At 32.0% G+C, this 25,589-nt stretch carries 24 protein-coding genes; 20 read left to right on the forward strand and 4 right to left on the reverse strand.

Annotated elements, in window-relative coordinates:
- Positions 1 to 13: 13 nt before the first annotated feature.
- From B3M86_RS13220 to B3M86_RS13270, 11 genes are all read left to right on the forward strand, one after another.
- Positions 14 to 1,777, forward strand: a complete 1,764-nt coding sequence (locus B3M86_RS13220; RefSeq protein ID WP_221855060.1) for an AMP-dependent synthetase/ligase — start codon at positions 14 to 16, stop codon at positions 1,775 to 1,777.
- A gap of 85 nt (positions 1,778 to 1,862) precedes the next feature.
- On the forward strand, positions 1,863 to 2,396 hold the full coding sequence (locus tag B3M86_RS13225; RefSeq protein WP_291076050.1) for an STM3941 family protein: 534 nt from the start codon (positions 1,863 to 1,865) through the stop codon (positions 2,394 to 2,396).
- 27 nt (positions 2,397 to 2,423) lie between these two features.
- Positions 2,424 to 3,731, forward strand: a complete 1,308-nt coding sequence (locus B3M86_RS13230; protein ID WP_291076048.1) for a DEAD/DEAH box helicase — start codon at positions 2,424 to 2,426, stop codon at positions 3,729 to 3,731.
- Between the two features lie 11 nt (positions 3,732 to 3,742).
- Entirely contained in the window at positions 3,743 to 4,039 is a 297-nt protein-coding gene (locus tag B3M86_RS13235; RefSeq protein WP_180906722.1) for a Dabb family protein, read from the forward strand.
- Positions 4,040 to 4,160: 121 nt separating this feature from the next.
- On the forward strand, positions 4,161 to 4,415 hold the full coding sequence (locus B3M86_RS13240; RefSeq protein WP_286473425.1) for a type II toxin-antitoxin system Phd/YefM family antitoxin: 255 nt from the start codon (positions 4,161 to 4,163) through the stop codon (positions 4,413 to 4,415).
- Positions 4,416 to 4,673, forward strand: a complete 258-nt coding sequence (locus tag B3M86_RS13245) for a Txe/YoeB family addiction module toxin (RefSeq protein WP_291076045.1) — start codon at positions 4,416 to 4,418, stop codon at positions 4,671 to 4,673. It abuts the gene before it with no gap.
- A 136-nt stretch (positions 4,674 to 4,809) separates the two neighbouring features.
- Positions 4,810 to 5,571 carry a type I methionyl aminopeptidase gene (gene map, locus B3M86_RS13250; RefSeq protein WP_291051740.1) on the forward strand — a complete coding sequence of 254 codons (762 nt, stop codon included), beginning with the start codon at positions 4,810 to 4,812 and terminating at the stop codon, positions 5,569 to 5,571.
- Between the two features lie 6 nt (positions 5,572 to 5,577).
- A complete protein-coding gene (locus B3M86_RS13255; protein ID WP_125350083.1) occupies positions 5,578 to 5,877 on the forward strand; it encodes a hypothetical protein in 300 nt (99 codons plus the stop codon).
- A gap of 216 nt (positions 5,878 to 6,093) precedes the next feature.
- Positions 6,094 to 6,666 (forward strand): YceI family protein, encoded by a 573-nt coding sequence (locus B3M86_RS13260; RefSeq protein ID WP_221855071.1) that lies wholly within the window; start codon positions 6,094 to 6,096, stop codon positions 6,664 to 6,666.
- A 27-nt stretch (positions 6,667 to 6,693) separates the two neighbouring features.
- A complete protein-coding gene (gene ygiD, locus B3M86_RS13265; protein ID WP_221855074.1) occupies positions 6,694 to 7,512 on the forward strand; it encodes a 4,5-DOPA dioxygenase extradiol in 819 nt (272 codons plus the stop codon).
- Positions 7,513 to 7,550: 38 nt separating this feature from the next.
- The gene (locus tag B3M86_RS13270) at positions 7,551 to 8,069 is read left to right on the forward strand and encodes a YceI family protein (RefSeq protein WP_125350085.1); all 519 of its coding nucleotides are present in this window, start codon (positions 7,551 to 7,553) and stop codon (positions 8,067 to 8,069) included.
- Positions 8,070 to 8,122: 53 nt separating this feature from the next.
- Here the strand turns inward: B3M86_RS13270 and B3M86_RS13275 are convergent, their stop codons facing one another.
- Both B3M86_RS13275 and B3M86_RS13280 read right to left on the reverse strand, forming a co-directional pair.
- Positions 8,123 to 9,586, reverse strand: coding sequence for an alanine/glycine:cation symporter family protein (locus B3M86_RS13275; RefSeq protein WP_221855076.1), 1,464 nt, complete (start codon positions 9,584 to 9,586; stop codon positions 8,123 to 8,125).
- 230 nt (positions 9,587 to 9,816) lie between these two features.
- Positions 9,817 to 12,159, reverse strand: coding sequence for an ATP-dependent helicase (locus B3M86_RS13280; RefSeq protein WP_286494898.1), 2,343 nt, complete (start codon positions 12,157 to 12,159; stop codon positions 9,817 to 9,819).
- A gap of 195 nt (positions 12,160 to 12,354) precedes the next feature.
- Here B3M86_RS13280 and B3M86_RS13285 point away from each other — a divergent pair, with 195 nt between their 5' ends.
- The gene (locus tag B3M86_RS13285) at positions 12,355 to 12,807 is read left to right on the forward strand and encodes a Fur family transcriptional regulator (protein WP_038331681.1); all 453 of its coding nucleotides are present in this window, start codon (positions 12,355 to 12,357) and stop codon (positions 12,805 to 12,807) included.
- A gap of 61 nt (positions 12,808 to 12,868) precedes the next feature.
- Here the strand turns inward: B3M86_RS13285 and B3M86_RS13290 are convergent, their stop codons facing one another.
- Positions 12,869 to 13,789, reverse strand: coding sequence for a Dyp-type peroxidase (locus tag B3M86_RS13290; protein ID WP_115000647.1), 921 nt, complete (start codon positions 13,787 to 13,789; stop codon positions 12,869 to 12,871).
- A gap of 244 nt (positions 13,790 to 14,033) precedes the next feature.
- On the opposite strand from B3M86_RS13290, the gene B3M86_RS13295 reads away from it, so the two are divergent.
- From B3M86_RS13295 to B3M86_RS13305, 3 genes are read left to right on the forward strand one after another with little or no spacing between them, the layout of a single operon-like run.
- Positions 14,034 to 15,707, forward strand: coding sequence for an OstA-like protein (locus tag B3M86_RS13295; protein ID WP_291048470.1), 1,674 nt, complete (start codon positions 14,034 to 14,036; stop codon positions 15,705 to 15,707).
- Positions 15,708 to 15,746: 39 nt separating this feature from the next.
- Positions 15,747 to 16,298 (forward strand): hypothetical protein, encoded by a 552-nt coding sequence (locus B3M86_RS13300; protein WP_291048466.1) that lies wholly within the window; start codon positions 15,747 to 15,749, stop codon positions 16,296 to 16,298.
- 1 nt (position 16,299) lies between these two features.
- Positions 16,300 to 17,487, forward strand: coding sequence for an aspartate aminotransferase family protein (locus B3M86_RS13305; RefSeq protein WP_221856827.1), 1,188 nt, complete (start codon positions 16,300 to 16,302; stop codon positions 17,485 to 17,487).
- A gap of 45 nt (positions 17,488 to 17,532) precedes the next feature.
- Here B3M86_RS13305 and B3M86_RS13310 read toward each other — a convergent pair whose 3' ends face one another.
- Positions 17,533 to 18,300 (reverse strand): methyltransferase domain-containing protein, encoded by a 768-nt coding sequence (locus B3M86_RS13310; RefSeq protein ID WP_291076043.1) that lies wholly within the window; start codon positions 18,298 to 18,300, stop codon positions 17,533 to 17,535.
- A gap of 256 nt (positions 18,301 to 18,556) precedes the next feature.
- On the opposite strand from B3M86_RS13310, the gene B3M86_RS13315 reads away from it, so the two are divergent.
- The 5 genes from B3M86_RS13315 to B3M86_RS13335 all read left to right on the forward strand — a co-directional run bounded on the left by B3M86_RS13315 (position 18,557) and on the right by B3M86_RS13335 (position 25,567).
- Entirely contained in the window at positions 18,557 to 19,471 is a 915-nt protein-coding gene (locus B3M86_RS13315; RefSeq protein ID WP_125349466.1) for a helix-turn-helix domain-containing protein, read from the forward strand.
- Between the two features lie 87 nt (positions 19,472 to 19,558).
- The gene (locus B3M86_RS13320) at positions 19,559 to 20,773 is read left to right on the forward strand and encodes an MFS transporter (RefSeq protein ID WP_291048458.1); all 1,215 of its coding nucleotides are present in this window, start codon (positions 19,559 to 19,561) and stop codon (positions 20,771 to 20,773) included.
- Between the two features lie 211 nt (positions 20,774 to 20,984).
- Entirely contained in the window at positions 20,985 to 24,140 is a 3,156-nt protein-coding gene (locus B3M86_RS13325) for a TonB-dependent receptor (protein ID WP_291048455.1), read from the forward strand.
- 11 nt (positions 24,141 to 24,151) lie between these two features.
- Complete coding sequence (locus B3M86_RS13330) at positions 24,152 to 25,012, forward strand: glycerophosphodiester phosphodiesterase family protein (RefSeq protein ID WP_291048451.1); 861 nt, start codon at positions 24,152 to 24,154, stop codon at positions 25,010 to 25,012.
- A 294-nt stretch (positions 25,013 to 25,306) separates the two neighbouring features.
- Positions 25,307 to 25,567, forward strand: coding sequence for a helix-turn-helix domain-containing protein (locus B3M86_RS13335; RefSeq protein WP_125349469.1), 261 nt, complete (start codon positions 25,307 to 25,309; stop codon positions 25,565 to 25,567).
- The last annotated feature ends 22 nt before the right edge of the window (positions 25,568 to 25,589 follow it).

A 25,589-nucleotide genomic window follows, 5' to 3' on the forward strand; every position in this document is an offset into this window, starting at 1 on the left:
CTATAAGTACGCTATGGAAGCAACCAGAATTTTTGATTTACCAAAACGTCAGCTGGAAAAGTTTCCTGATTTATCCATGTTTGTATCCAAACAAAATGGAGAATGGAAACCAATGAAAACCACAACTTTTTTAGAACATGTTGATGCAATCTCAAAAGGATTAATCGCTTGTGGAGTTCAACCAGGTGAAAAAGTGGGATTAATCTCAGAAAATCGTGTCGAATGGAATATGATAGATTATGCGATACAACAAATCGGAGCTGTTGTGGTAGCGATTTATCCGAATATTTCTGACAGCGATTACGAATATATTTTTAGCGATTCGGCTATAAAATTGTGTTTTACAAGTAATCTCGATTTGTATACGCGAATCAATCAACTCAAAACAAAATTGCCTTCATTAGAGCAACTGTACTCGATTGATGAATTTGAAAATACAGAAAGTTGGAATGTTTTAATCGAAAAAGGAAAAACAATTCAACAAGAAGAAATAGACAAACGTGCCGCAAATGTAAAGCACGAAGATTTAGCTTTTTTAATCTATACATCAGGAACAACGGGAAATCCGAAAGGTGTGATGTTGTCGCACAAAAATATTATTGCAGATGTTATGGCTTGCGAATATTCAACACCACTTGATCCTTATGATCGTGCTTTGACCTTTCTTCCTGCTTGTCATGCGTATGAGCGAACAATTCAGTATTTGTATGTGTACATGGGGATTTCGATATATTTTGCAGAATCGATGGAGAAGATTGGCGATAATTTAAAAGAAATTAAACCGCATATGATTACGGCTGTTCCTCGTGTGATTGAAAAAGTTTATGAAAAAATCATGCAAACGGGAGCTCAATTATCAGGTTTTAAGAAATCTATTTTTGATTGGGCTGTAAAAGTTGGCGATGAGTTTGTGTTAGAAGATGATCAGCGTTCTACAATTTATAATTTGAAATTAGCAATTGCCCGAAAATTAGTTTTACACAAATGGTACGAAGGACTTGGTGGCGAATTAAAAGCCATTGTAACGGGAAGTGCAGCGATTCAACAACGAATTGTTCGCGTATTTTTAGCTGCCGAAATTCCAATTTATGAAGGTTATGGATTGACAGAAGCTTCGCCAGTAATTGCGGTGAATTGTTTTCGTCGAGGTAAAAAGATAGGAACTGTTGGACCTCCGTTGAAAGGTGTTGAAGTAAAATTGGCTGATGATGGCGAAATTTTAGTAAAAGGTGATATTGTGATGATGGGTTATCATAATTTACCAGAAAAAACTGCCGAAGAAATCAAAGATGGTTGGCTATACACGGGTGATATTGGAGAATGGATAGACAATAAATTCTTGAAAATTGTTGACCGTAAAAAAGAAATGTACAAAACTTCGGGAGGGAAATATATTGTTCCACAACAAATCGAAATGAAAATGGTAGAATCGCCATTCATCGAGCAATTGATGGTTGTTGGAGAAGGTGAGAAGTTTCCTGGAGCTTTTGTGGTTCCGAGTTATACAAATCTAAAAAAATGGTCGCAGTCAAATGCTCTTGAAATTGTAAATCTTCCTCATGATGAATTTCAGAAAAGCGATGTTGTCAAAAAGAAATTAGAAGAAGAAATCAATCAACTGAATAATCATTTTGGACATTGGGAACAAATCAAAAAGATTGCAATTATTCCAAATGAAATGACCGTAGAAGGTGGAGAATTAACGCCAACGTTAAAATTTAAACGTAAAATTATTTTAGAAAAATACAAGAAACAATACCAAGAAATTTTTGGATAATTAATAAGAGTCTCAGTTTTTTGAGACTCTTTTTTATAACCTTTAATTAAGATTAAAATCTATATTTTTGTAAAAACAAAATCAATTGAATTCAGTTAAAGTTTACGCAAAACAAACAAGCAATTGGGGATTATTATTCGGTAGTCTTTTATTTTTTGCTTGTTCAATTTATTTATTTCTAAACGCCAATCAAGTTAACTCTCCGCAAACTGCAAAAATTTTAAGCGGAATTTTATTTGTTCCAAGTTTACTATTCATCATCATTTCAATCAAAAAGTTGATGAAAAAACAATTGATTTTATTGATCGATAAAAAAGGAATTGTTTACAAACCTACGGATCAATTGAATTATATTGAATGGGGAAAGATTCTAGAAATTGAAGAGCTGAAATTACCTCGTCAACGTGTTATTAATATAAAAGTTGTTGATGCTGATAAGTTTATCAATAATGAATCTCAAAAATTCCTACAAGCGCGCATGAGATTTTGGAATAAAATGTATGGTGCTGTTGTTTCGTTTGACGCAAATACATTAGATAAAAATCACTTCGAAATCATGAATCTTTTTGATGAATTTATGGAAGATTATAAGATTTCTACAGCGTCAAAAAATGATTAATTCGAAAGAATAGACTATTTTTGCAACATGCAAATCGATTTACTTTATAAAAATTTGGGCATCAAAGATATGAATGCAATGCAACGTTCAGCATTCAAAATGTCCGAAAATCAACGAGATTTAATTCTATTATCACCAACAGGTTCTGGTAAAACATTGGCGTTTTTATTTCCGACTTTAAGAGATTTAAATCCAGATGTAAAAGGTGTTCAAACCTTGATTTTAGTTCCTGCTCGTGAATTAGCTTTACAAATCGAATCAGTTTTCAAATCGATGAAATCTGATTATAAAGTAACATGTTGTTACGGTGGACATAATACAAAAGTTGAGCAAAATACTTTATTAGAAGCTCCTGCTGTATTAATCGGGACTCCAGGGCGTATTGCCTATCATTTGCGTAACGAAAATTTTGATCCTTCAACTGTTCAAACTTTAATTTTAGACGAGTTTGATAAAGCGTTAGAATTAGGTTTTCAAGAAGATATGAGCTTTATTGTTGAGCAACTTTCTGGCTTAAAACAACGTATTTTGACTTCTGCTACAGAAATGGAAAACATTCCAGAATTTGTTGGATTGAATGACGAAAAAATCGTGAGTTATCTAAAACAAATCGAGGTAAAACCAGATTTGCATATGAAAGTGGTGAATACCATTTCAGAAGAAAAGTTGGATACATTGTTCAATTTGATTTGTAAAATTGGAAGCAAACGTATGTTGATTTTCTGTAATCACCGCGATGCAGTTGATCGTATTAGCAATTTGTTGCATGAAAAAGGAATTGCGCGCGAAAGTTTTCATGGAGGAATGGAACAAGACGAACGTGAACGTGCGTTACTGAAATTTAGAAATGATTCGGTTCGAGTTTTAATTACAACAGATTTGGCTGCGCGTGGTTTGGATATTCCAGAAGTAGATTCGATTATTCATTATCAATTACCTGCAAAAGAAGCTGCTTTTATTCACCGTAATGGGCGTACAGCGCGTATGAATGCGAAAGGTTTTGTGTATTTAATTATCAGTAATGAAGAGCATTTTCCGTTTGTAAATGAAAATTTACCTGTCGAAAATTTAGGAGGAACATATAAAATTCCAGAACGTACACCTTACCAAACGATTTATATTTCTGCAGGGAAAAAAGATAAAGTCAATAAAGTTGATATTGTTGGATTTTTGTTCAAAAAAGGAGGTTTGGAGAAAAACGATGTTGGAATTATAGAAGTAAAAGATACCACTTCGTATGTTGCGATTAACCGTAAAAAAGTTCCAGATTTATTGAAAAAATTGAACGGTCAAAAAGTAAAAAATAAGAAAGTAAAAATGCAAATTGCATACTAAAATATAAATTTATGTTAGCACACCACGTATTATTTTGGTTAAAAGATGACGCTACAGAAGCTGAAGTGAATACATTTCATCAAGCTTTGAAAGATTTAGAACCAATTGCTCCTTCAGCATTTTTTCATGTTGGAACGCCTGCAAATATCGAAAGAGATGTTATCGATGCTTCGTATTCGTTTTCTTTGTTTGCAGCTTTCGAAACGATGGAACAATTTGAGACGTATCAAAAACATCCACAACATATTGAGTTTTTGAATGGTCCAAATAAACTAGCAAAACGAGTATTAATCTATGATGCAGATTAATAATTATAAAAAATATAAACTTAAATCCGTCAATTTGACGGATTTTTTTATTTTCTAAAAATTTGTAAATCAAGTTGATTTATAATTAATTGTACATATATTTGTACAAAATATTGTACATATGTTGATAACAAGTATTTCTGAATTTAGAAAAGATATCAAAGAATATTTTGATCGTGTGACGAATAATTTTGAAACATTGATTATCAATCGTGGAAAAAATTCTGGTGTTGTTATTATGTCTTTAGAAGAGTATAACTCACTAATGGCTACAAATCATGAGCTTTCTTCTCGCAAAAATGAAGAGCGTTTGGATGCTGCAATTGAGAAATTAAAAACTCAGAAAACGTTTACAAAAGAGTTAATCGAAGAATAAATGAAAATCGTTTTTGTTGATGAATCTTGGGAAGATTATTTGTATTGGCAAAAAACAGATAAATCTAAATTGAAAAAGATCAATGAATTGATTAAAGATATTGCTCGAAATCCTTTTGAAGGTCTGGGGAAACCAGAAGCTTTGAAACACAAATATGCAGGTTTTTGGTCAAGAAGAATAGATCATGAACATCGATTAATATATCGTGTTGTAGAAGATGAAATTCAAATTGCGAAATGTCGTTTTCATTATGATTGATATACTTCTTTATCAATCAACAATATAATCTATCATACAATAATCACGAATTTCTATCAAAATAAGCAAATAATCGTTACAAATACCCGTAAATTTGCAAATGATTTCTGAAAAGGAAATCAATAGAATTTAAGCAATGATTATAGAGACAGAAGAAGAGTTAATCGGAATGAAAAAAGTCAGCGAAGCTGTAGCCGTTACTCTTAAAGAGATGAAAGATTATGTAAAACCTGGAATGTCAACAAAAGAATTGGACGATTTTGGTGCGAAGATTATGCACAAATTTGGTTGCAAATCAGCTCCTTTCGAGACGTATCAATTTCCTGGTTATACTTGCTTAAGCGTGAATGAAGAAATTTGTCACGGAATTCCAAGAGCCGATAAAATTTTGAAAGACGGAGATGTGGTTAATATTGATGTTTCTGGAGAATTAGGTGGTTTTTGGGCTGATAATGGAGGTTCTATTGTTGTTGGAGAAGATGTGAATGGTTATCAAAAAATTGTTGATGCATCTATTTCTGCGCTTCAAAAAGCAATTGCGGCTGTAAAATCTGGAGTTAAAATCGCTGATATTGGTGGAATTATTGAGAAAGAAGCAAAAAAACATCATTATCATGTGATTGAGAATTTAACTGGTCATGGAGTAGGGCGTTCATTGCACGAAGAACCATTGGATTTGATGAATTTCAGAGACCCTGATGATAAACGTCGATTCCGTAAAAATTCAGTTATTGCATTGGAAACTTTTATTTCAGAAAATTCTTACGAAGCAATTGAGCAAGCGGATGGTTGGACAATGATAGGAAATGCACCTGGCGTTTTTGCACAACACGAACATACTGTTTTGGTTACTTCTGAAGGTCCTATGATTTTAACGCACATGAATGGTAATTGGTAAAATTATATGAAGAGAAACGAATATATTAAAGTAGACCGCGAAGTGGTCAAAAAAATGAGCGAAGATATTCAGGCTTATTTAACAGAAAATAAGTTGGAACGTGTAAAAACTAAGGATATGATGCCTTTCTTAATTGAAAAAGGATATTTTCCTCACGACCGTAAAAAAGGATATCCTTTGCGTCAGATTCTAACAGATTTGAAAAAATCGGAAGAATTACATTTATTACCGCAAGCATTTCCAGAATATTTGGAAATCGAGAATAAAAAAACATCTACCTACTGGTATTTTAGTCCAGTAAAATAATATTAAACACTTCTATTGAAGTGTTTTTTTTATTGCTAACAAATTCAAAATCTTTACTTTTTGGAATATTAATTGATACAATTTGATCGTTTATTAGATGAAAAATCAAGCTTTTTAATTTCTTATCTTATGTCAATGAAATCTCGCTGATGACTGAGCTAAATTTGTCCTATCAAAATAAATAATTAATTAAAAACAATCAAATAATCATTCGTTATGAAAAAATTATTATTCACGTTAATGTTATCAGCAGCTTCAATGTCTGCATTTGCTCAAAATTATACAAATGATAAAGCGCACTCAAAATTAGGCTTTTCTGTTTCTCACATGACAATTTCTGATGTTGAAGGACAATTCCAAAATTTTGATGTTCATTTAAACTTTACAAAAGAAGATTTAAGCGATGCAAAATTTCATGTAGTTGCAGATATCAATTCAATCAATACAGGAGTTGAGGCACGTGATAATCATTTAAAATCAGCAGATTTTTTCAATGCAGCAAAAAATTCAAAACTAGAATTCTCTTCAAAAGGAATTACACGTGTTAAAGGAAATCAATTTAAAATGGTTGGTGATTTAACATTAAACGGAGTAACTAAACCAGTTGCATTAAAATTAGTTTACAACGGAAGCATCAACAATAACGGAGTTAAAACGTACGGATTTACAGTAAAAGGAAATGTAAAAAGAAGTGATTTTAACATCGGTGGTAATTTCCCAGAAGCTGTTGTAGGTGATGTTGTTACATTAACATCAAACTTAGAATTTTCAGCTTCAAAAGCTAAATAATAATAAATAAAATATATTATAAAAATCGTGGATTTCAATACGTTAAAATCAATTACTTCAAGTTTTTCTACAACTGATAAAATGCCAGTTTTATTTTTAGGACATGGCTCTCCGATGAACGCAATCGAAGAAAATATTTTTGTAGAAGGATGGAAGAAGATTGGAAAAACAATCCCAAAACCAAATGCGATTATTTGTATTTCGGCACATTGGGAAACGAAAGGAACTAAAGTTACGGCTTTAGAACAACCCAAAACGATTCACGATTTTTATGGTTTTCCGCAAGCTTTATTCGATGTTGAATATCCAGCGCCAGGAAGTCCAGAATTAGCAACAGAGGTCAAAAATTTAATTAAAACAACAGAGGTTGATTTAGACAAAATGTGGGGATTTGACCACGGCTCTTGGAGTGTGATTAAATTTTTGTATCCAGAAGCAGATGTTCCGATGATAGAACTGAGTTTGGATGTTTATAAAACGCCAAAAGAGCATTACGAATTAGCGAAGGAATTAGACGCTTTGCGTAGTAAAGGGATATTAATAGTAGGAAGTGGGAATGTTGTACACAATTTGAGAGCATTAAATTGGAGCGAGCCAAATGCTGGTTATGATTGGGCTTATGAAGTGAATGATACATTCAAGAATATTGTTCAAACAGGTAATCACGACGAATTGTTCAATTTTGTACAAAAAGGTAGCGCATTTAATCTTGCTGTCCCATCTATGGAACATTATTTGCCAGCTATTTACGCATTAGCATTACAAGGAAAAGAAGAGGAGCTAACACTTTTTAATGATAAACTAATTTATGGATCATTAGGAATGTTATCATTCAAAATAGGATAAATAAAATCAATTTAAATAACAAATAAAAACAAAACATTATGGCAACAAAATGGAATTTAGACCCTTCTCATTCAGAAGTCCAATTTAAAGTAAAACACATGGTAATTTCTACAGTAACAGGAAATTTTGATCATTTCAATGCTGATGTAGAAGCTAATTCAGATGATTTTTCTGATGCAAAATTTGAATTTGATGCAAAAGTAGATTCAATCAATACAAAAAATGCAGATCGTGATGGACATTTAAAATCAGCTGATTTCTTTGCTGCTGAGCAATTTCCAGAAATGAAATTTGAAAGTACTTCAGGTATTCAAAACGGAAAAATTAATGGAACTTTAGAAATTCGTGGTGAAAAACAGCCAATTACATTAAATGCAGATTTTGGTGGAGTTATCACTGATCCATGGGGATTACAAAGAGCTGGATTCGAATTTTCAGGAGAAATCAACCGTAAAGATTACGGATTAGGATGGAGCCAAGTAACAGAAGCTGGAGGATTAGTGGTTTCTGATAAAGTAAAATTATTGGTGAATTTAGAGTTTACTCAAGCCCAATAATCATAATTTTTAATAGCAAAAAAACCACTTCAAACGAAGTGGTTTTTTTTGTGTTATTTATTTTTGTTCTCCCAAAAAGTAGCATTTTTAATTCCGATTTCTGTAGGATTAAAATCAGGATTTTTAATTCCTTTTTTACGTTTGTCTTTATAATCTTTCCAGACCTTAAGCCCAACTCCGCTTAATAATAAAATAGCAATAATATTTACCCAAGCCATCAGACCAACACCAATATCTCCAATTGCCCAAGCAGTTTCAGCAGTTTTGATTGTTCCGTAATACGTAGCACCTAAAAAACAAATACGTAAAATCCATACATATACTTTTCTATTTCCTTTCTTGAAAATGTATGTAATATTCGTTTCAGCATAATAGTAATAAGCCATAATCGTTGTAAAAGCAAAGAAAAACAAAGCAATCGCAACAAAACTATTTCCGAATGAAGGAAAATGACTTGAAACAGCTGCTTGCGTAAAACCTGTATAATCTACTCCAGGAAGATTTTGAGTAATGAAACTTCCCGCTTTTTCTGGGTGATTCACATTGTATTTTCCTGTAAATAAAATCATAAAAGCAGTTGCAGTACACACAAATAATGTATCGATGTAAACAGAAAAAGCTTGTACCAAACCTTGTTGTGCAGGATGGTTTACTTCCGCAGCCGCAGCCGCATGAGGAGCAGTTCCTTGACCAGCTTCGTTAGAATAAATTCCACGTTTTATTCCCCAAGCAATTGCAGATCCAAAAACACCACTATAAAGTGATTCTTGATTGAAAGCTGATGAAAAAATTAATCGTAAAACTGATGGAACTTGATGGATATTCATTCCAATAATAATGATTGCCATTAAGATGTAAGCGCCTGCCATAAAAGGAACGATAAATTCAGAAGCTTGTCCCAAACGTTTTACACCTCCAAAAATAATCAAGGCTAATAATCCAATAATGACGAATCCTACAATGTTGATTGGAATTCCTACAAAATTATAAATAGGAATATCAAACGCGTTATTCAAAGCAGATGAAATACTATTCGACTGAACGCCTGGTAATAATAATCCACAACTCATAATTGTAATGATTGCAAACAAAACCGCGTACCATTTGATTCCTAAACCTTTTTCGATGTAGTATGAAGGACCTCCACGATATTCTCCATCGATTTCTTGCTTGTAGACCTGTCCTAATGCAGATTCTATGAATGCAGATGCACTTCCTAAAAATGCGATAAACCACATCCAAAAAATTGCTCCAGGGCCTCCCATTGCGATTGCGGTTGCAACACCAACAATGTTTCCGGTTCCGACACGACCAGAAATTGCTAAAGAAAAAGCTTGGAAAGGAGTGATTCCTTTGTCCGATTTTTCGCCACTAAATAGCAAGCGAACCATGTCTTTTATGTAGACTATTTGTAAAAATCCGGTGCGAATAGAGAAGTAAATTCCTGTTAAAGCGCAAAGTCCAATCAAGGCATATGACCAAACGTAGCTACTTATTAGATTGATGATATCATCCATTTGAGTAAAAAATTTTGTTCTTGTGTTTATTTGTGGTGCTAAAATGCTAAAAAAATCTTAATTATAAGATTTAATCTGTTTATTTATTCGAAAAAATAAATACAAGCAAGAATTTTATTCTAAATTTTGAAGATATATTATTTAAACCTTTAGTTTGATAAAAGGTGTGTAATTGGTTAAATACAAATAAAAAAGGTTGCAAATTACTGTAACCTTTTTCTGTTTTTTTATTATGATCGAATGATTTTTAGTTTTGCAAAATTTAAGAGTAATTTTTTTTCTCCTGCATTATCAAAATGAATAATTGCTTTCATATCTGATGGTTCTCCTTGCAAATCTTTCACAATTCCTCGTCCAAAACGATCGTGAACAACAACTTGACCAACTTGCAAACCTTGTGCATTTGCTGTTGATGAAGCGTTACTTTTTGTTTGATTTACTGGTTTGAAATTTGACCTTGGTTGAGCTGGTTCTACACGAGCTCTTGGATTTGGTCTTGCAACTGATTTTTCTCGTTGTTGATAGTTTTGTGGTGTTGGTTCATCTCCAAATAAATCAGCCGATAATCCACTATTATTAGAAGCTCTTGCAGAAATATTCAGATTTTTCCATTCTAAGAAACTATCATCAATTTCTTCTAAGAAACGAGAAGGTTCACAATCGATAATTTTTCCCCAACGAAAACGTGAAACAGAATAGGTCATATAAGCCACTTTCTCAGCGCGTGTTAAGGCAACATAAAATAAGCGACGTTCTTCTTCTAATTCAGCGCGCGTGTTAACACTCATCATAGAAGGGAAAAGATTTTCTTCTAAACCTGCAATAAATACAACAGGGAATTCTAAACCTTTTGCTAAGTGGACCGTCATCAAATTGACCTTATTATCGTCATCTTCTTCGTTATCCGCATCAGTTGCCAAAGCAATATTTTCTAAGAAACCACCTAAAGAAGCATCTCCTTCGTCTAATTGTTGTTGTTCTTCGACATAACCTTGGATCGAATTTAACAACTCTTGAACGTTCTCTAAGCGAGAAACACCTTCTGGTGTAGAATCTTCTTTCAACGCATTCAACAATTGTGTTCTTTTAGCCATTTCCATTGTTACTTCATACACATCATGTGATTTTAGCATCACTTGGAAACGCTTAATCATCAACACAAAATCATTCAATTTGTTTGATGTTCCTGCATTTATTCCAATGGTTGGAGCATACATCGCAATATTTTCAATCAAAGAAAATAAACTAATTTGATGTTGATCTGCCGCAACCAAAAGTTTTGAAATAGTCGTTTGACCAATTCCACGTGCCGGATAATTGATTGTTCGCAATAAAGCTTCTTCATCATTTTGATTAATCAATAATCGCATATAACCAACCATATCCTTAATCTCTTTGCGTTGATAGAAAGATGTTCCGCCATAAACACGGTACTGAATTCCTCTTTTTCTCAAGGCTTCTTCTAACGCACGAGATTGTGCATTGGTACGATAAAGAATAGCAAAATCTTTTGGTTGAAGATGTTCATTTATCTGTCTTTCCCATATCTGCGTTGCAATATAACGCGCTTCATCAGCATCAGAAAGTCCACGATAAACGGCTATTTTTTCACCAGTTTCATTCGCAGTCCAAACATTTTTTTCTAATTGATCTTGATTTTGTTTGATAATCTGATTCGCAGCTTCCACAATCATTTGCGTCGAACGGTAATTTTGTTCCAATGGATACAATTTCGCATCAGGATAATCGGATTTGAATGATAAAATATTTCGAATATTTGCACCACGGAAAGCATAAATAGATTGCGCATCATCACCAACTACACATAGGTTTTCGTAACGAGAAGCCAATGCTTTTACAATCAAATATTGAGAATGATTGGTATCTTGGTACTCATCTACCATAATGTATTTGAAACGTTCTTGATATTTTGCTAAAACCTCAGGAAAACGCGTCAAAATTTCGTTGGTACGCAACAATAAATCATCAAAATCCATTGCACCAGATTTGAAACAACGATCTACATAAGCTCTGTAAATATCACCCATTCGAGGGCGCATTGCTTCATTATCTGCTTCAATTAAAGCTTGATTATTGTGATAAGCTCTAACTGTAATCAAGTTATTTTTGTATTGAGAAATACGTCCCAAAACTTGTTTTGCTTTGTAAATATCTTTATCTAAATGCATTTCGTTAATAATCTTTGTCATTACAGAAACTGCATCTTGTTGATCGTAAATTGTAAAATCTGATGGATAACCTAAAAGCGGAGCTTCAACACGTAGAATACGCGCAAAAACAGAGTGGAAGGTTCCCATCCAAAGTGCTTTTGCATTCGCTTCACCAACCACATGTCCGATACGTTCTTTCATTTCTCGGGCAGCTTTATTGGTAAATGTTAAAGACAATATATTGAAAGCATCAACTCCTTTATTTAGTAAATGAGCAATGCGATAAGTTAACACTCTCGTCTTTCCAGAACCCGCACCCGCAATTACCATTACTGGACCTTCGGTAGCTTCTACAGCCAAACGCTGTGGTTCGTTCAGTTTTTCTAAATAATTTTCTTCCATCGTGTGCAAAGTTAACCTTTGTGGTGTAAAGGATAAAATAATTTTGAAAGATTATACATTTTCTTATATAGATATATTGTTAATTATACGTTGTTATAAAGATTTACTATCAAGAGATAGAAAAAACGTACGAATTGAAAGTTGTTTCGTTACATTGATAAGGAAATATTCTGTATATTTACACAAATTTTTTATATGACAGACGAATCAGTAAAATCAAGTAATTACGAAATAGTAAAGCAAGTGTTTACGAATTTTTTGGAAGACAATGGACATCGTAAGACACCTGAACGTTATGCTATTTTAGAGGAAATTTATTTTACAGATGATCATTTTGATATTGATATGTTGTATATCAAAATGAAAAATAAGAAATACCGCGTTAGTCGTGCTACTTTATACAATACTATCGAGCTTTTGATGGAAGCAAAATTGGTGCGTAAACATCAGTTTGGAGATCAACAAGCGCATTACGAAAAATCATATTTCGACAAAAATCATGACCATATTATTTTGTCTGATACAGGAGAAGTATTGGAGTTTTGTGATCCAAGAATCCAATCTATCAAACAAACGATAGAAGATATTTTTGATATCAAAATTGATAATCATTCATTATATTTTTACGGAACTCGTAAGAATAAATAACCTTGATTTTATAAAATAAAAAGACCTTTTACGATTTCGTAAAAGGTCTTTTTTGTTATTTTTAATTAGAAAATTGATCTAACAAATCAAAAGAAGGAACAAAAAATAAAGTTCCAGTTTTAGCTTTACTAAAATCTAATATTCGATCATAGTTTCCGATAGGTTCACCAACAAACATGCGTTCTAACATTTCTTCTACAATGCTAAACTTTCTAGCATAAGCAATAAAATAGGTTCCCATTTCATTTGTCGACATATTTCCAAAAGGCATATTATCGCGAACAATTTTTTTGTCATCTCCAACATTTGCTAATGCAGAATGTGAATTCGAGGGTTTTTCATCGTCATTCATTTCAATATCATCAACTTTAGATCTTCCAATTACTTTTTCTTGTTCAGAAATTGGTAAATCTTTCCAAGCTTGCATATCATGAATGTATTTTTGCACAAATAAATAACTTCCATTTGTATAAGCAGAATCTTCATTGCCAATCAAACCAAAATTTATTCTTTCGTTACCTTGTGGATTTTCAGTTCCATCAACAAAACCTAAAATACTACGACCATCCCAATATCTAAAACCATGAATTTCTTCTTGACAAGTAGCAACATCATTCAATAAATCAGTCAAATTAGAAACAATATCAACGCAATAGCTTTGTTGCGTAGAGCGGATATGAAAATGAATATCGCCTTTTGTAGAAACGGCTTCATGCTTTTCTCCTTTAATGGCAACAAAAGGTTTTAATTCTTTCGGCAAAGGTTTTGGTAAATTTAATTTTATCCAAGCATCGTAACTAATTCCTAAAATAACGCTCGATTGCGTTTTCGGAAAACGTGTATTGGCTGAATGATTGAGATTGATAATTAAAGCGCAAAGCTTTTTGAAAGCATCTTTGTAAGCAGTATTTTCCTTAAAATTCCAAACCATAAAAATAGTATTGGTGTTTGGACTGTCTAATACATTTTGATATTGAGGCATTTAATAGATTTATAAAATTGAATATGAAGTTAAGAATTTTAAAACTGAATTTGATGAATAATCGTTATTTTTTTAATTAAATTAAGACTTGAAAATCTATCATATTGATTAAAATATTATGAAAATTTTAAGTATTAAAGCACGTTTTAACGTAATAATTAATTTTTAGGACTAAAAAAATAATACTAATTTTGGCTAGCACTTTTTTGAAGTGAAATAGAGATTAAATAAAAATAATAAGTAATTGTTAATTAATTATATAAATAGAAATAAAACAGGCTTGAAAGTTGCTTTTTTACTTTCATGTTTTATGACGATAAGTGCTTTTGCGCAACAGAAACCTAAAAAAGAAAAAGTTAATCTAAGGCATGCTGATTTAGTAGAACATGATCCGAAACGTTTTGAGGGAAATGATTTTTTATCAGGAAATGTTGTAATCGAATATAAAGGTGATGTAATTTCGGCTGATAGTGCGGTTTTGTATCGTGATAAAAACTTGGCTGTTGTTTGGTCGAATGCACGTTTGGTGAGCAAAGACAAAACAATTACGGCGCATAAAATGGAGTATGACGGAAACACAACAATTGCAAAAGCTTTCAAAGATGTGGTGTTGACTGATCCAAGTTCTCGTATTACGGCAGATTATATGGATTATAATCGTACAACCGAGATTGCGACTGGTATTGGGAAAGTAGAAGTGAAGATACCTACGCAACAAATAAGTTCTGAGAAAATGATTTACGAACGATTGACAGGAAATATTATTGTAAATGATACTTACAAAACAATTGGTTCTGATGGAACTTTAGTCGAAGGACGAAATGTTGTGTATAATGTAAAGTCTAAATCGGCAAATTTTGGTTCAGAAGTTTTTATTACGAATAAAGATTATACGATTTATTCGAGAAAAATGACGACGAATGATATTACGGGAATTACAACTTTCCGCGATTATTCTAAAATTACACGTCGAAATGATCCATCACAATATATCATTACTTCGGATGGAGATTTTAATAAAAAAACAGGTGAAGCTTGGTTAAGAGGAAATTCAAAAGTTTATTATCAAAACAAAACGTTGACGGCTAAAAAACTTTATTTCAACGATAAAACAGGTTTTGGTAAAGGTGAAGGCGATGTTTTTTTGGATGATCCATTAGAAAAAAGATTTTTGAAAGGTGATTACGGAGAAGCTTTTAAATACTTAGATTCGGCTTTTGTAACGAAGAACGCGTATGCTGTGAAAGCGTTTGATAAAGATTCGCTTTACATAAGTGCTGATACGTTGTTGGCGGTAAAACGTCACGATGTTGATTCGACTTCATTGGTGAAAGCTTTTCATAAAGCGCGTTTTTACAAATCGAATGCGAACGGAAAAGCAGATTCTTTGGTGTACAATCAAACTAAAGGATTGATGCAATTTTACAAAGATCCAATTTTATTTTCTGGTGATAACCAAGTTACAGGAGATTATATCGAAGCGTATACAAATGCGAAAACAGAAAAATTAGACTCGATGAAAGTGTTTAATAATGCTTTTGTGATTGCTAAAGTGGATTCGCTTGTGGAAAATGAATATCATCAAATCAAAGGAAAATATTTAACTGTTCTTTTTCAGGATGATAAAATTGATTTTATAAATGTAGAAGAAAATGCTGTCGCGTTGACGTACATGGATGATACGGATCAAAAAACGAAAGTGAAAGAACGTTATGGAGTTAATATTTCTTATTGCGGAATTATAGAAGTTGATGTTGTAGGAAAAGATGTTGAATTGGTTGCATGTCGCATAAAATCGGACGGAAAAATGTATCCATTGTCTAAATTTCCTGAAGAAATGCGTTATTTACCCGATTTTAAATGGCGAATTTCTGAACGATTAAACACTTGGCGAGATATTTTTATCGAATCGAAATAATCTTTTCATAAATTAATCGTTTAATTTCTAAAACTATAAATGAAAACTACATCTATCATATTATCTATTCTATTATTATCAAGTTGTTATACTTACAAAGCTTTTGATCCTGACGAATATGCTTTGGAAATGTCTAAAGGCAATAATCAGACGGCTAACTCTAATGAAAGAAGTCGTTCCAGAGCTGATATTGCTGAATTGAGAAGAGAACGCAAAAGTCCTAATGAAAATGCAATTAGTTCATCTCTTTCAGAAAGTAAAGAAAAATTAGCTGCATTAAAAGCTAAAAAACAAGAGAATAAAGAAGAGAAAGTAGCGATAGATCCTTCTACAATTAATATTTCGGATGTTATCAAACCCGATCAATTTTATAAAGTAGATGCGCAAGGAAAAGAATATACAATAGAGGCAAAGCAATGGAAAGCTGATACCTTATATGCTGTTGTAAAAGGAACAGAAAAAGAATTGAAGTTTCATAAAAATGATATTTCATCGTTCAAAATAAGAAAATTTTCGAAAGGTAAATCAGATGCTCTTACTGTTGCAGCGTATGCAATGGGCGGTGCAGCTGTGCTTTTTTTATTAAAATAAAATGGGAACATTAAAAGAAGGATTTTTCAAATATCAGGCGCAAACAACAAATTTTGCATCTGGTTTTGAAGTCGATTACGCAAAGGGCTCTTATATCTATGGAAAGGATGGAAGAGCCTATCTTGATTTTGTGGCTGGCGTTTCGGTGAATACACTTGGACATAGCCATCCGCGTATCAATCAAGCGATTATAGATCAGGTAAACAAATATATGCATGTCGCTGTTTATGGTGAATATGCGCAAGAAAAACCAGTCGAATTATGCAAGCGATTGGTTGATTTAACACCAGAAGGATTGGATCAAGTTTATTTGGTGAATTCTGGAACAGAAGCGATTGAAGCTTCGCTTAAATTAGCGAAACGTTTTACAGGTCGTCGTCAATTGATTTCTTTTCGTAATGCCTATCATGGGAATACACATGGTTCATTAAGTGTTTCGGGTGATGAACGTAAGAAAGCTGCTTTCCGACCATTGTTACCAGAAGTTTATTTCATCGATTTTAATAACGAAGAAGATTTACAAAAAATTACCAAAGAAACGGCTGGTGTTATTGTAGAAAGTATTCGTGGTGCTTCTGGTTTTAGATTACCAGAAAATGATTTCTTTATCAAGTTGAAAAAGCGTTGCGAAGAAGTTGGTGCATTATTGATTATGGACGAAATTCAGCCAGGATTTGGACGTACAGGGAAATTGTTTGGTTTCGAGCATTTTGGTGTTGTGCCAGATATTGTGGCAATGGGAAAAGGTATGGCAAGTGGTTTACCTGTTGGTGCGTTTATGACTTCTGATAAAATTATGAGTTCTCTTAAGCAAAATCCTCAATTGGGACATATTACGACTTTCGGAGGAAATCCTGTGATTGCAGCTGCAGCTTTAGAATTACTAAATGTTATAGAAGAAGAGAAATTAATGGATGATATTGATCGTAAAGAACAATTATTCAGAGAAAATCTTCAGCATCCAAAAATTAAGAAAATTCACGGAAAAGGTTTGATGTTAGCTCCTGAGTTATCATCGCCAGAATATACGTTGCGCGTTCAGCAAGAATGTATGAATAGAGGCTTGATTCTTTTCTTTTTAATGTATAGCATCGAGAATTTACGAATTACACCGCCAATTAATATTTCGGATGAAGATATTATAAAAGGTTGTGATATCTTAAAATCTGTATTAGACGATTTAGATTAAATTTTAATAAACAAAAAAGAGAATCATAATTGATTCTCTTTTTGTTTAACTCTTTCTTCCATACAACAATATTCTCTTAAAGGAATAAATTGCAGGAAAAGTCTTATAATATTTCTTAATTCTCGTTTTAAATTCTGTCGTAAATAATTCTTGATGTTTAGTCGTTAAACGCTCCATATAAGGAATCAAAGCAGAACCAGAAATGAAATTATAAAATTCTGTTTCGTCATTTCCGTAAATTGGATAAACTTTCATGTTTATGTTCAAATCCTTCAATCCATTATCAAATATGATTTTCGCATAATCATCTATCGTTAACAAAGGAGAATCTCGATGAAAATTATTCAAATAATCCGCAAAAGGTTTTTCTCGTGCTAAATCACTCAAAATAACATTCAATACATTATCTTTTTGACAAGGCATTTGCACTGCAAATTGTCCATTAACATTCAGTTTTGAGATTAATTTAGGAAACAATTCTTCATGATTATCCGACCATTGTAACGCTGCATTACTAAAAATTAAATCCCAAGTTGTATCTGAATTTGCAAAATTTTCAATCGTTTGTTGTTGAAATGTAAGATTGGCTAAATCAAATTCTTTTGACTTTTCGAGCATTTCCTTAGAAGAATCAATTCCTAAAAAATTAGCATGTTCAAATTTATTAGCGAGAATTGCTGTTTGTTCGCCAGTTCCACAACCTACATCTATGCAATTTTTCAAATTATTAGTAGAAATTAAATCCGCTAAATCATAAAAAGGTTGATAACGAATATTTTTGAATTGATTATATCTTTCGGGATTCCAAAGCATTTTATTGAGTTTTGAATGTGATTAAAGTTAATGAAATTTTATAATACTTAATCCACTGTGTATTTTGAATAAAAATTTGTCAGTTCGAGTGATTTGAAGAAATGAAATGAATAAAAATTCTAAAAGAATTTTACTCGAATTGACGGTTTAATTGCTAAAATTATCAAAATGCACAATAGGTAATATTATGATTAATGTAGTTTTTAACATATAATTATTCTAAAATGTCGTTTATTTGAATTTTGTAAGAATAAAGATGAGTCAAGAATTAGAAACTATTGCAGATTATTATAATAAAATTAGTTTAGAACAAGCCGAATTGATGAATTCTGCTAACTTTGAACACGATAAAGCGCATTTTAATATTTCTTTGCGTAAATATTGTAGTTTTAAAAGTCCATATAGTCGGCGAGATTATTACAAAATCAGTTTGTTGATTGGTGAAGGAATTTTTAAATATGGAAATAATGAAAGATATATTTCTAAACCGGTTTTATTTCTTCCATCTCCGCATATTTCTTATACTTGGGAATGTAAATCGAGTTTGCAAGAAGGTTATTTTTGTTTATTCAATCAACAATTTTTTTCTGAAAATAAAGAGTTTGATGTCTTCAAAAAAACATCTTTGTTTAAAGATTGGAGTTCTCCTTTTATTGAGATTTCTGATGAACAATTGCCTTTGATTTTGTCTTATTTTCAGGAAATGTATCGTCTTAATCAATCCAATTATCAATTGAGATATTTTAGTATTCGTAATCATTTATCTGCTATTTTTCATTATGTTTTAGAACAAAAAGTTGATGAAATACATGCGGTTGAATTGCCATCAAATGTGAGATTGTATAAGAAGTTTGATGAATTATTAAATAAACAATTTCCACTAGATTCACCTGCTCATCCACTTATTTTGAAAACACCCGCTGATTTTGCAACGAAATTAAATATTCATGTAAATCATCTCAACTCATCTGTGAAATCTGTAACAAAACAAACAACGACACAAATTATTAAACAGAAAATAGTTGAAGAAGCTAAAAACCTGTTGTTGTATACTGATTGGGATATTGCGCAAGTTGGTTATACATTAGGTTTTGAGGAACCTGCTCATTTTAATAATTTTTTTAAAAAACATACTTTAACTTCTCCATTAAAATTTAAACAAGAAAATTAATTTATTTGATTTTTGTAATTTTTTATTTGTCTTTTTTAATTCCTCAATTTCACATTCATTTTACTTTTGCATAGTAAAAAATGATTTATGTTGAGAGAAGCATCAGAAAAAAGGAAAAAAATTATAAGTATACTTGGTTTCTTTTCGATTCCAATTTCGGGATTTGTAACAGATATCTATTTGCCGTCATTTCCGTCGATGGCAAAATCGTTGATAGTTCCAGAAAGTAGTATTCAATTAACTCTGACTTGTTTTTTATTGAGTTATGGTTTATCTCAATTGTTTATTGGAAGTATTTTGGATGCAATTGGACGATATTATCCAAAAATTGTAGCATTATTTGTCGTATTAATCACAAGTTTAGTTATCGCGAGTACAGATAGCATTTTGTTGATTTGTTTTCTTCGAATTATTCAAGGAATTTCAGTTGCGATTATTGTTATTGCAACTCGAGCACTTTTTATTGATATTCATACACCAGAAAAGGCGAAACATTATTTAGGTTATTTCACGATTGTTTGGTCATGCGGACCTATTTTGGCTCCATTTTTAGGTGGATATTTAGAAAAGTTGTTCAATTGGCATGCGAATTTTTATTTTTTAGCTATTTACGCTGCTTTAATTTTAATTTTTGAATTGATTTTTAGTGGGGAAAGTATTGTTGAAAAGACTAAATTGAATTTGAAAAACGTTATTGATACTTATAGAATGATGCTTAGCAATCAATTATTTATAGTTGGAATTATGATACAGGCTGTTGCTTATTCTATTGTAATGATTTTCAATATTATTGGTCCGTTTTTAATTGAAAATACCTATCATTTTAATTCTGTAGTGATTGGTTATTCAACTTTAATTTTAGGTTTTTCGTGGATGATTGGCGGATTTGTAGGAAAGAAAAGAATGCATCTTGACTTTAAAGAAAGTATAGCTTTACCTATTATTGTACAATTAGTTTTGATTTCTCTTTTGATTATCGCAGGTTTCTTTGTTCAAAATCTATTTGTTTTATTATTCTTTGCGTTTTTCATTCATATTTGTTCGGGAATTTTATTCACATCATTCTTTACTTCAAATATGATGGCTTTTCCTAAAAATGCTGGTGTTGCTGGTGGTTTGATGGGAGGAATGACGTATATTATTACTTCGCTTACAAGTTTTATTATCTCAAGTACTGGTAAAGTTGATACTCAAAATGGGTTAGCAATCCGATACTTTATTTTTTCATTTCTATTATCTGTAATTATTTACGTTATGTATAGAATGAAGAAATCTACACGAAAAAAAGCTATAATCGTATAATTAAATCCGAGCGAATGCTCGGATTTTTAACATATTATTTTCTTTAAATACTCTTTTAAATCTTAAAACCAAATTCTTAAGGTTTATTAAACGTTTAAATTTCTTGTAACTATTACCTTTTTTATGACTTTTAGTTAAAGCTTTCTTAATTATTAAGTAACACCATATTGTGAGGTAAAAAATAATTTTGGGTTTCAAATAAAACATATACATGAAACTTAATTTATTTCAACTATCAGCAGTTGTTTTTGTGATGGGAGCAACTACTGCAGTTTATGCACAGGGAGATTTAGCAGGTATATCGGGAAAAATTACTGATGCTAATGGTTCGGATTTGCACAATGTAACCATTGTTGTGAAAAATGAATCGACAGGATTTACAGCTTCTACGAAAACGAATGAAAAAGGAGAGTATAACTTAAAGCAGTTGCCATTAGGTTCTCCTTATACAGTTACTATTATTTCGGAAGAACATGGTGAGGAGATCTTAGAAGGATATAGTTTGAATCAAGGAGATTTAATTTGGGTTCCGTTCAAATTTACAAATGGAACGACTGAATTGAATGAAGTGATGGTAAGTGGGCAAACTTTAAAAAGTTCTATTAAACAAGTTGGTGCGTCTACTTCTGTATCGGCAAAAGATTTACAAACTTTACCTGTAAATGGACGAAATTTCACTTCTTTAATAGATTTATCTCCGTTGAGCAATGGAACAAGTATTGGTGGTCAATTATCTTCGTCTGTTGATTATACGATAGATGGAATGTCTAATAGAGGTACTATTGCAGGAGGTTCTACTTCGTCTTCTTATTCTATTTCGATGGAAGCGATTCGTGAGTTTAAAGTGGTAACAAATGAATATGATGTAACAAACGGGCGTGCTGGTGGTGGAACAATTAGTACTGTTACAAAGTCTGGGACGAATAAAATGCAAGGAAGTGCATTTTTGTATGGTCGTACAGATTGGCTTTCGAGTCCGTATGATATTCGTGGAAATAAACGAGATAATGAGTTCTCTACTTATCAATATGGTTTTTCTTTGGGAGGACCAATTAAGAAAGATAAAGCGCACTTTTTTGTTGCTTGGGATAGACAAGTTGATAAACGTCCATTATTCATTGCAAATATTAATAATGAAAGTGATGAAGCTTTATTTAATGTAACGCAATCTACTTTAGATCAATTTTTGAGCATTGCGCGTGAAAAATATGGTGTTTCGAATAATCCTCAGTTTGGATCATTTAATAAGAATAAAGATACAAATGCTGCATTTTTACGTTTAGATTGGCAGATTAATGCGAGAAATTTATTAACGCTTCGTAATAATTTTGTACATGAAAAAGATTTATTATCAGAAGGAGATAATACAACAATCAATATGTACGAATCGTATATTGATCGTAAGAAAACTGATAATAGTTTGATGTTATCGTTGAGAACTGATATTAATGATGATATTACAAATGAATTAAAAGTTCAGTATTTTTTAGAGAACCAATCTGTATTAGCATCAAAGGAATTACCAACTGCATCTATTCCGCGTGCGATTGTAGAAGGAATTAGTTCTACGATTAATGGTAAAAATCAGTTTACAAATATTCAGTTAGGTGGACAACGCTTTTCTCCAGAATGGTTTAAAGGAGATGTTGTGCAATTGGTGAATAATATTTATATCAACCGAAATAATATCAAATATACTTTTGGTGGAGATTTCTCGTATTACAGAATGGTAAATGTGTATGGTAGTGAAATGAACGGACGTTTTTATTTTACTGGTATGGACAATTTTAAGAACATGACACCTTATCGTTATGCAAGAGAGATTAGATTGACGGATGATCCTTCTACAGTTATTAATCAACTAAGTTCTGCGGTTTATGGACAAATGGAAACAGAGCTTTCTCCTGGTTTAGACTTAATGGCTGGTTTGCGTGTAGAGAATATGCAATACTTGAATGGTGCAAACTACAATGAAATTGCTGATAAACAATTGGGTGTTAGAACTGATAATAAGATTAATACGTGGCAAATTCAACCTCGTTTTCAATTGACTTGGGATGTTAATCAAAATAGAAAAGATTTCGTAAAATTTGGTGGAGGTATTTTTGGTTCTTCACTTAATCCTTATTCTATGATTAATAATATGTTGTTTGATGGGACCAAGGTTGCTGCGGTAGATATTGAAGGTGCTTTAGTGCCAACGCCAGATTTTATTGGTTATAGACAAAATCCTGATACTGCTCCGGGAAAAGATTTGTTCAATAATCCTAATATTGAAAAATTAATCACAATAAATGCGAATAGTAAAGATGCGAAAGTGCCAACGGTGTATAAGTTAAATGCTTCTTATAACCATTTTTTTAGTGATCGTTTGCGTGTAGGAATTAGTGCTTATGCTAACTGGGCGCGTAACAACTATATGTATGTGGATCGTAATATGGTTGATGAACCATTTTTTAGAATTGCAGAAGAGGCGAATCGTGGTGTTTATGTGCCAGCGTCAACAATAAACCCTACAAATGGAGCTGCCAATTGGGTAAATGGACGTAAAACGAAAGACTTGGGTCGTGTTTTAGAATTAATTAGTGATGGTAAAAAAGATCAATATGCATTTGTGTTAGATGGTACGTATCGTTATTTCAAGGATGGACAGATTTCTGTTTCATATACTTGGAATGATTCGAAAGATAATACTTCTTATAATGGTAATGTTGCGAATACAGCGACGTTGAGTTTGATGGTTGCTGAAGATCCTCGAAATTTAAGTAAAATGAATTATTCTGATACACATTTCCGTCATAAACTGGTTGTGTATGGACAATCACCAACTTTTTGGGGAATGACTGCTGGTGTTCGTTTTAGTGGAATAGGAGGAACTCGTTATTCGTTGGCAGTGAATGGTAACATGAATGGAGATTTTGTGAATTCGAATGATTTGGCTTATATCTATGATCCAAATAGTGCATCAACACCAGATTATTTAAAGAAAGGAATTCAGGCAATTTTAGATAATCCAGAAGTAGAAAAACATACAAAAGATTATATCCGCAAAAGTTTTGGAAAAATAGCAGAAAGAAATGGAGGTATTAATGGGTTTGCTGGAACGTTTGATTTGCGTTTAACAAAGAAGTTCAATATTGTTGAGAAGCATAAATTTGAAGTTGGTTTTGATATTTTCAATGTAGCGAATTTATTGAGTAAAGATTGGGGTGTTGGTCCTCGTATTGGAAAGCAAAATATTTATTCAATTAAAAGTTTTGATGCGACAGAGAAGCATTTTGTATATAATGTAAATACTAATACAGGAAAAACAAGTTATGCGTTTAGTCCTTATCAAATTCAGATAGGATTTAGATATAGTTTTTAATTATCATTTTTATGAAAAGAATAATTAGTTTATTGAGTGTTTTAGCCACAGTTGCTGTGGCTAATGCTCAGTTGCATACGGTTGATATTAAGAGTTTTGATGAGTTGAAATCATATTTTGAACAAGATGAAAATAAACCTGTTATTATTTCGGGACATAGAGGAGGTATGATGCCTGGTTATCCTGAAAATAGTATTGAGGCTTTTGAGAAAACCTTGTCTATTATGCCTTCTTTTTTTGAGATAGATCCTCAACTTACAAAAGATTCTGTTCTTATTTTGATGCACGATGATACCTTGAATCGTACGACAAATATGCAAGGAAAGGTAAAAGATTATACCTATGCTGAAATAAAACATGCGAAATTAAAAGATAGGGAAGGAAAGTTGACTGATTTTAAAATTCCGACACTAAAAGAAGCTTTGGATTGGAGTCAAGGAAAAACTATTTTTCAATTGGATAATAAAGGTGTTCCGTATGCAACTTATGTGAAATTTCTGAAAGAAAATCCTTATCCTAATGTAGTTTTAGGTTTGCGAAAAGATGATGAGGTTGCTTATTATGCAAAACATCTTGAGTATGTAATGTTTATGAAACCTTTTCATTCGATGAAAGATGTTGAAAGTTTTGAGAAACTAAATGTTTCGTATGATAGAATGATTGCTTGGATTGGTTTGGAAGTGAAAGAAGAACAAAAAGAAATGATAGCTTATTTGCGTAAAAAAGGTGTTATGGTGATGATTGCCATTGCGCCTTCTACGGATAAATTGCCAACCGATATAGAAAGGGCAAGGGGTTATATTCAGCATTTAATTTCTCGACCAGATATTATTGAAACAGATTATCCTTCGCAATTCATTAACTACAAGTAATTTTATTAAAATATTTAGCAGAATACATCCTATTTGTTTCGAATAGGATTTTTTTTTGGTTAACTAAATTTATTTCAGTTGTGCATTTTTCATGTAAAAAGATTCTTTTCATTTTGTGATTTTAGAGTCTTGGATGATTACAGCCTTATTATCTTCTTGAGAGGCTATTTTCTTCATTTATACAACAAGCTTTGTGAGTTAAATGCTTAATATATGGTATTATATTTTATTTATTTGTAAATTAGTCATTATTAAATAATTACCAATGTGTATTGTTTTTATAAAAGCTGTAGTATGAAGGAAACAGAATTTACATTTTTGGAACTTCAGCAAATCTATGCGGAGTTTGTAGAACGTTATAGTACAAAGGATTTTAAATTGACTAAAGATGAGTTGATGACGGATCAAGAGGTTGCTGAATTGTTTGGTATATCTGAAAAGACTCTGGATAGGTGTCGCAAAAAAGGTGAGATTAAGTTTTTTAGATTAGGTTCTAAGAACTACTATTTGAGGAGTTTATTGTTTTTGGATATTTTGAAGAGGTATAATGATTGACAATTTTATGTGGGTCATTTAA

It is taken from the genome of Empedobacter sp. UBA6305, assembly GCF_002440405.1.
In the GTDB taxonomy this organism is placed as follows: Bacteria; Bacteroidota; Bacteroidia; order Flavobacteriales; family Weeksellaceae; genus Empedobacter; species Empedobacter falsenii_B.

What these genes read in the sequence shown, in the direction of transcription:
- B3M86_RS13300 (WP_291048466.1), top strand. Translation starts at nt 15,747, where the DNA reads ATGAAAACTACATCTATCATATTATCTATTCTATTATTATCAAGTTGT.
- B3M86_RS13220 (WP_221855060.1), top strand. Translation starts at nt 14, where the DNA reads ATGGAAGCAACCAGAATTTTTGATTTACCAAAACGTCAGCTGGAAAAG.
- B3M86_RS13230 (WP_291076048.1), top strand. Translation starts at nt 2,424, where the DNA reads ATGCAAATCGATTTACTTTATAAAAATTTGGGCATCAAAGATATGAAT.
- map (WP_291051740.1), top strand. Translation starts at nt 4,810, where the DNA reads ATGATTATAGAGACAGAAGAAGAGTTAATCGGAATGAAAAAAGTCAGC.
- B3M86_RS13315 (WP_125349466.1), top strand. Translation starts at nt 18,557, where the DNA reads ATGAGTCAAGAATTAGAAACTATTGCAGATTATTATAATAAAATTAGT.
- B3M86_RS13285 (WP_038331681.1), top strand. Translation starts at nt 12,355, where the DNA reads ATGACAGACGAATCAGTAAAATCAAGTAATTACGAAATAGTAAAGCAA.
- B3M86_RS13305 (WP_221856827.1), top strand. Translation starts at nt 16,300, where the DNA reads ATGGGAACATTAAAAGAAGGATTTTTCAAATATCAGGCGCAAACAACA.
- B3M86_RS13290 (WP_115000647.1), bottom strand. Translation starts at nt 13,789, where the DNA reads ATGCCTCAATATCAAAATGTATTAGACAGTCCAAACACCAATACTATT.
- B3M86_RS13280 (WP_286494898.1), bottom strand. Translation starts at nt 12,159, where the DNA reads ATGGAAGAAAATTATTTAGAAAAACTGAACGAACCACAGCGTTTGGCT.
- B3M86_RS13260 (WP_221855071.1), top strand. Translation starts at nt 6,094, where the DNA reads ATGAAAAAATTATTATTCACGTTAATGTTATCAGCAGCTTCAATGTCT.
- B3M86_RS13235 (WP_180906722.1), top strand. Translation starts at nt 3,743, where the DNA reads ATGTTAGCACACCACGTATTATTTTGGTTAAAAGATGACGCTACAGAA.
- B3M86_RS13270 (WP_125350085.1), top strand. Translation starts at nt 7,551, where the DNA reads ATGGCAACAAAATGGAATTTAGACCCTTCTCATTCAGAAGTCCAATTT.
- B3M86_RS13275 (WP_221855076.1), bottom strand. Translation starts at nt 9,586, where the DNA reads ATGGATGATATCATCAATCTAATAAGTAGCTACGTTTGGTCATATGCC.
- B3M86_RS13240 (WP_286473425.1), top strand. Translation starts at nt 4,161, where the DNA reads ATGTTGATAACAAGTATTTCTGAATTTAGAAAAGATATCAAAGAATAT.
- B3M86_RS13245 (WP_291076045.1), top strand. Translation starts at nt 4,416, where the DNA reads ATGAAAATCGTTTTTGTTGATGAATCTTGGGAAGATTATTTGTATTGG.
- B3M86_RS13255 (WP_125350083.1), top strand. Translation starts at nt 5,578, where the DNA reads ATGAAGAGAAACGAATATATTAAAGTAGACCGCGAAGTGGTCAAAAAA.
- B3M86_RS13335 (WP_125349469.1), top strand. Translation starts at nt 25,307, where the DNA reads ATGAAGGAAACAGAATTTACATTTTTGGAACTTCAGCAAATCTATGCG.
- B3M86_RS13320 (WP_291048458.1), top strand. Translation starts at nt 19,559, where the DNA reads ATGTTGAGAGAAGCATCAGAAAAAAGGAAAAAAATTATAAGTATACTT.
- B3M86_RS13310 (WP_291076043.1), bottom strand. Translation starts at nt 18,300, where the DNA reads ATGCTTTGGAATCCCGAAAGATATAATCAATTCAAAAATATTCGTTAT.
- B3M86_RS13325 (WP_291048455.1), top strand. Translation starts at nt 20,985, where the DNA reads ATGAAACTTAATTTATTTCAACTATCAGCAGTTGTTTTTGTGATGGGA.
- B3M86_RS13330 (WP_291048451.1), top strand. Translation starts at nt 24,152, where the DNA reads ATGAAAAGAATAATTAGTTTATTGAGTGTTTTAGCCACAGTTGCTGTG.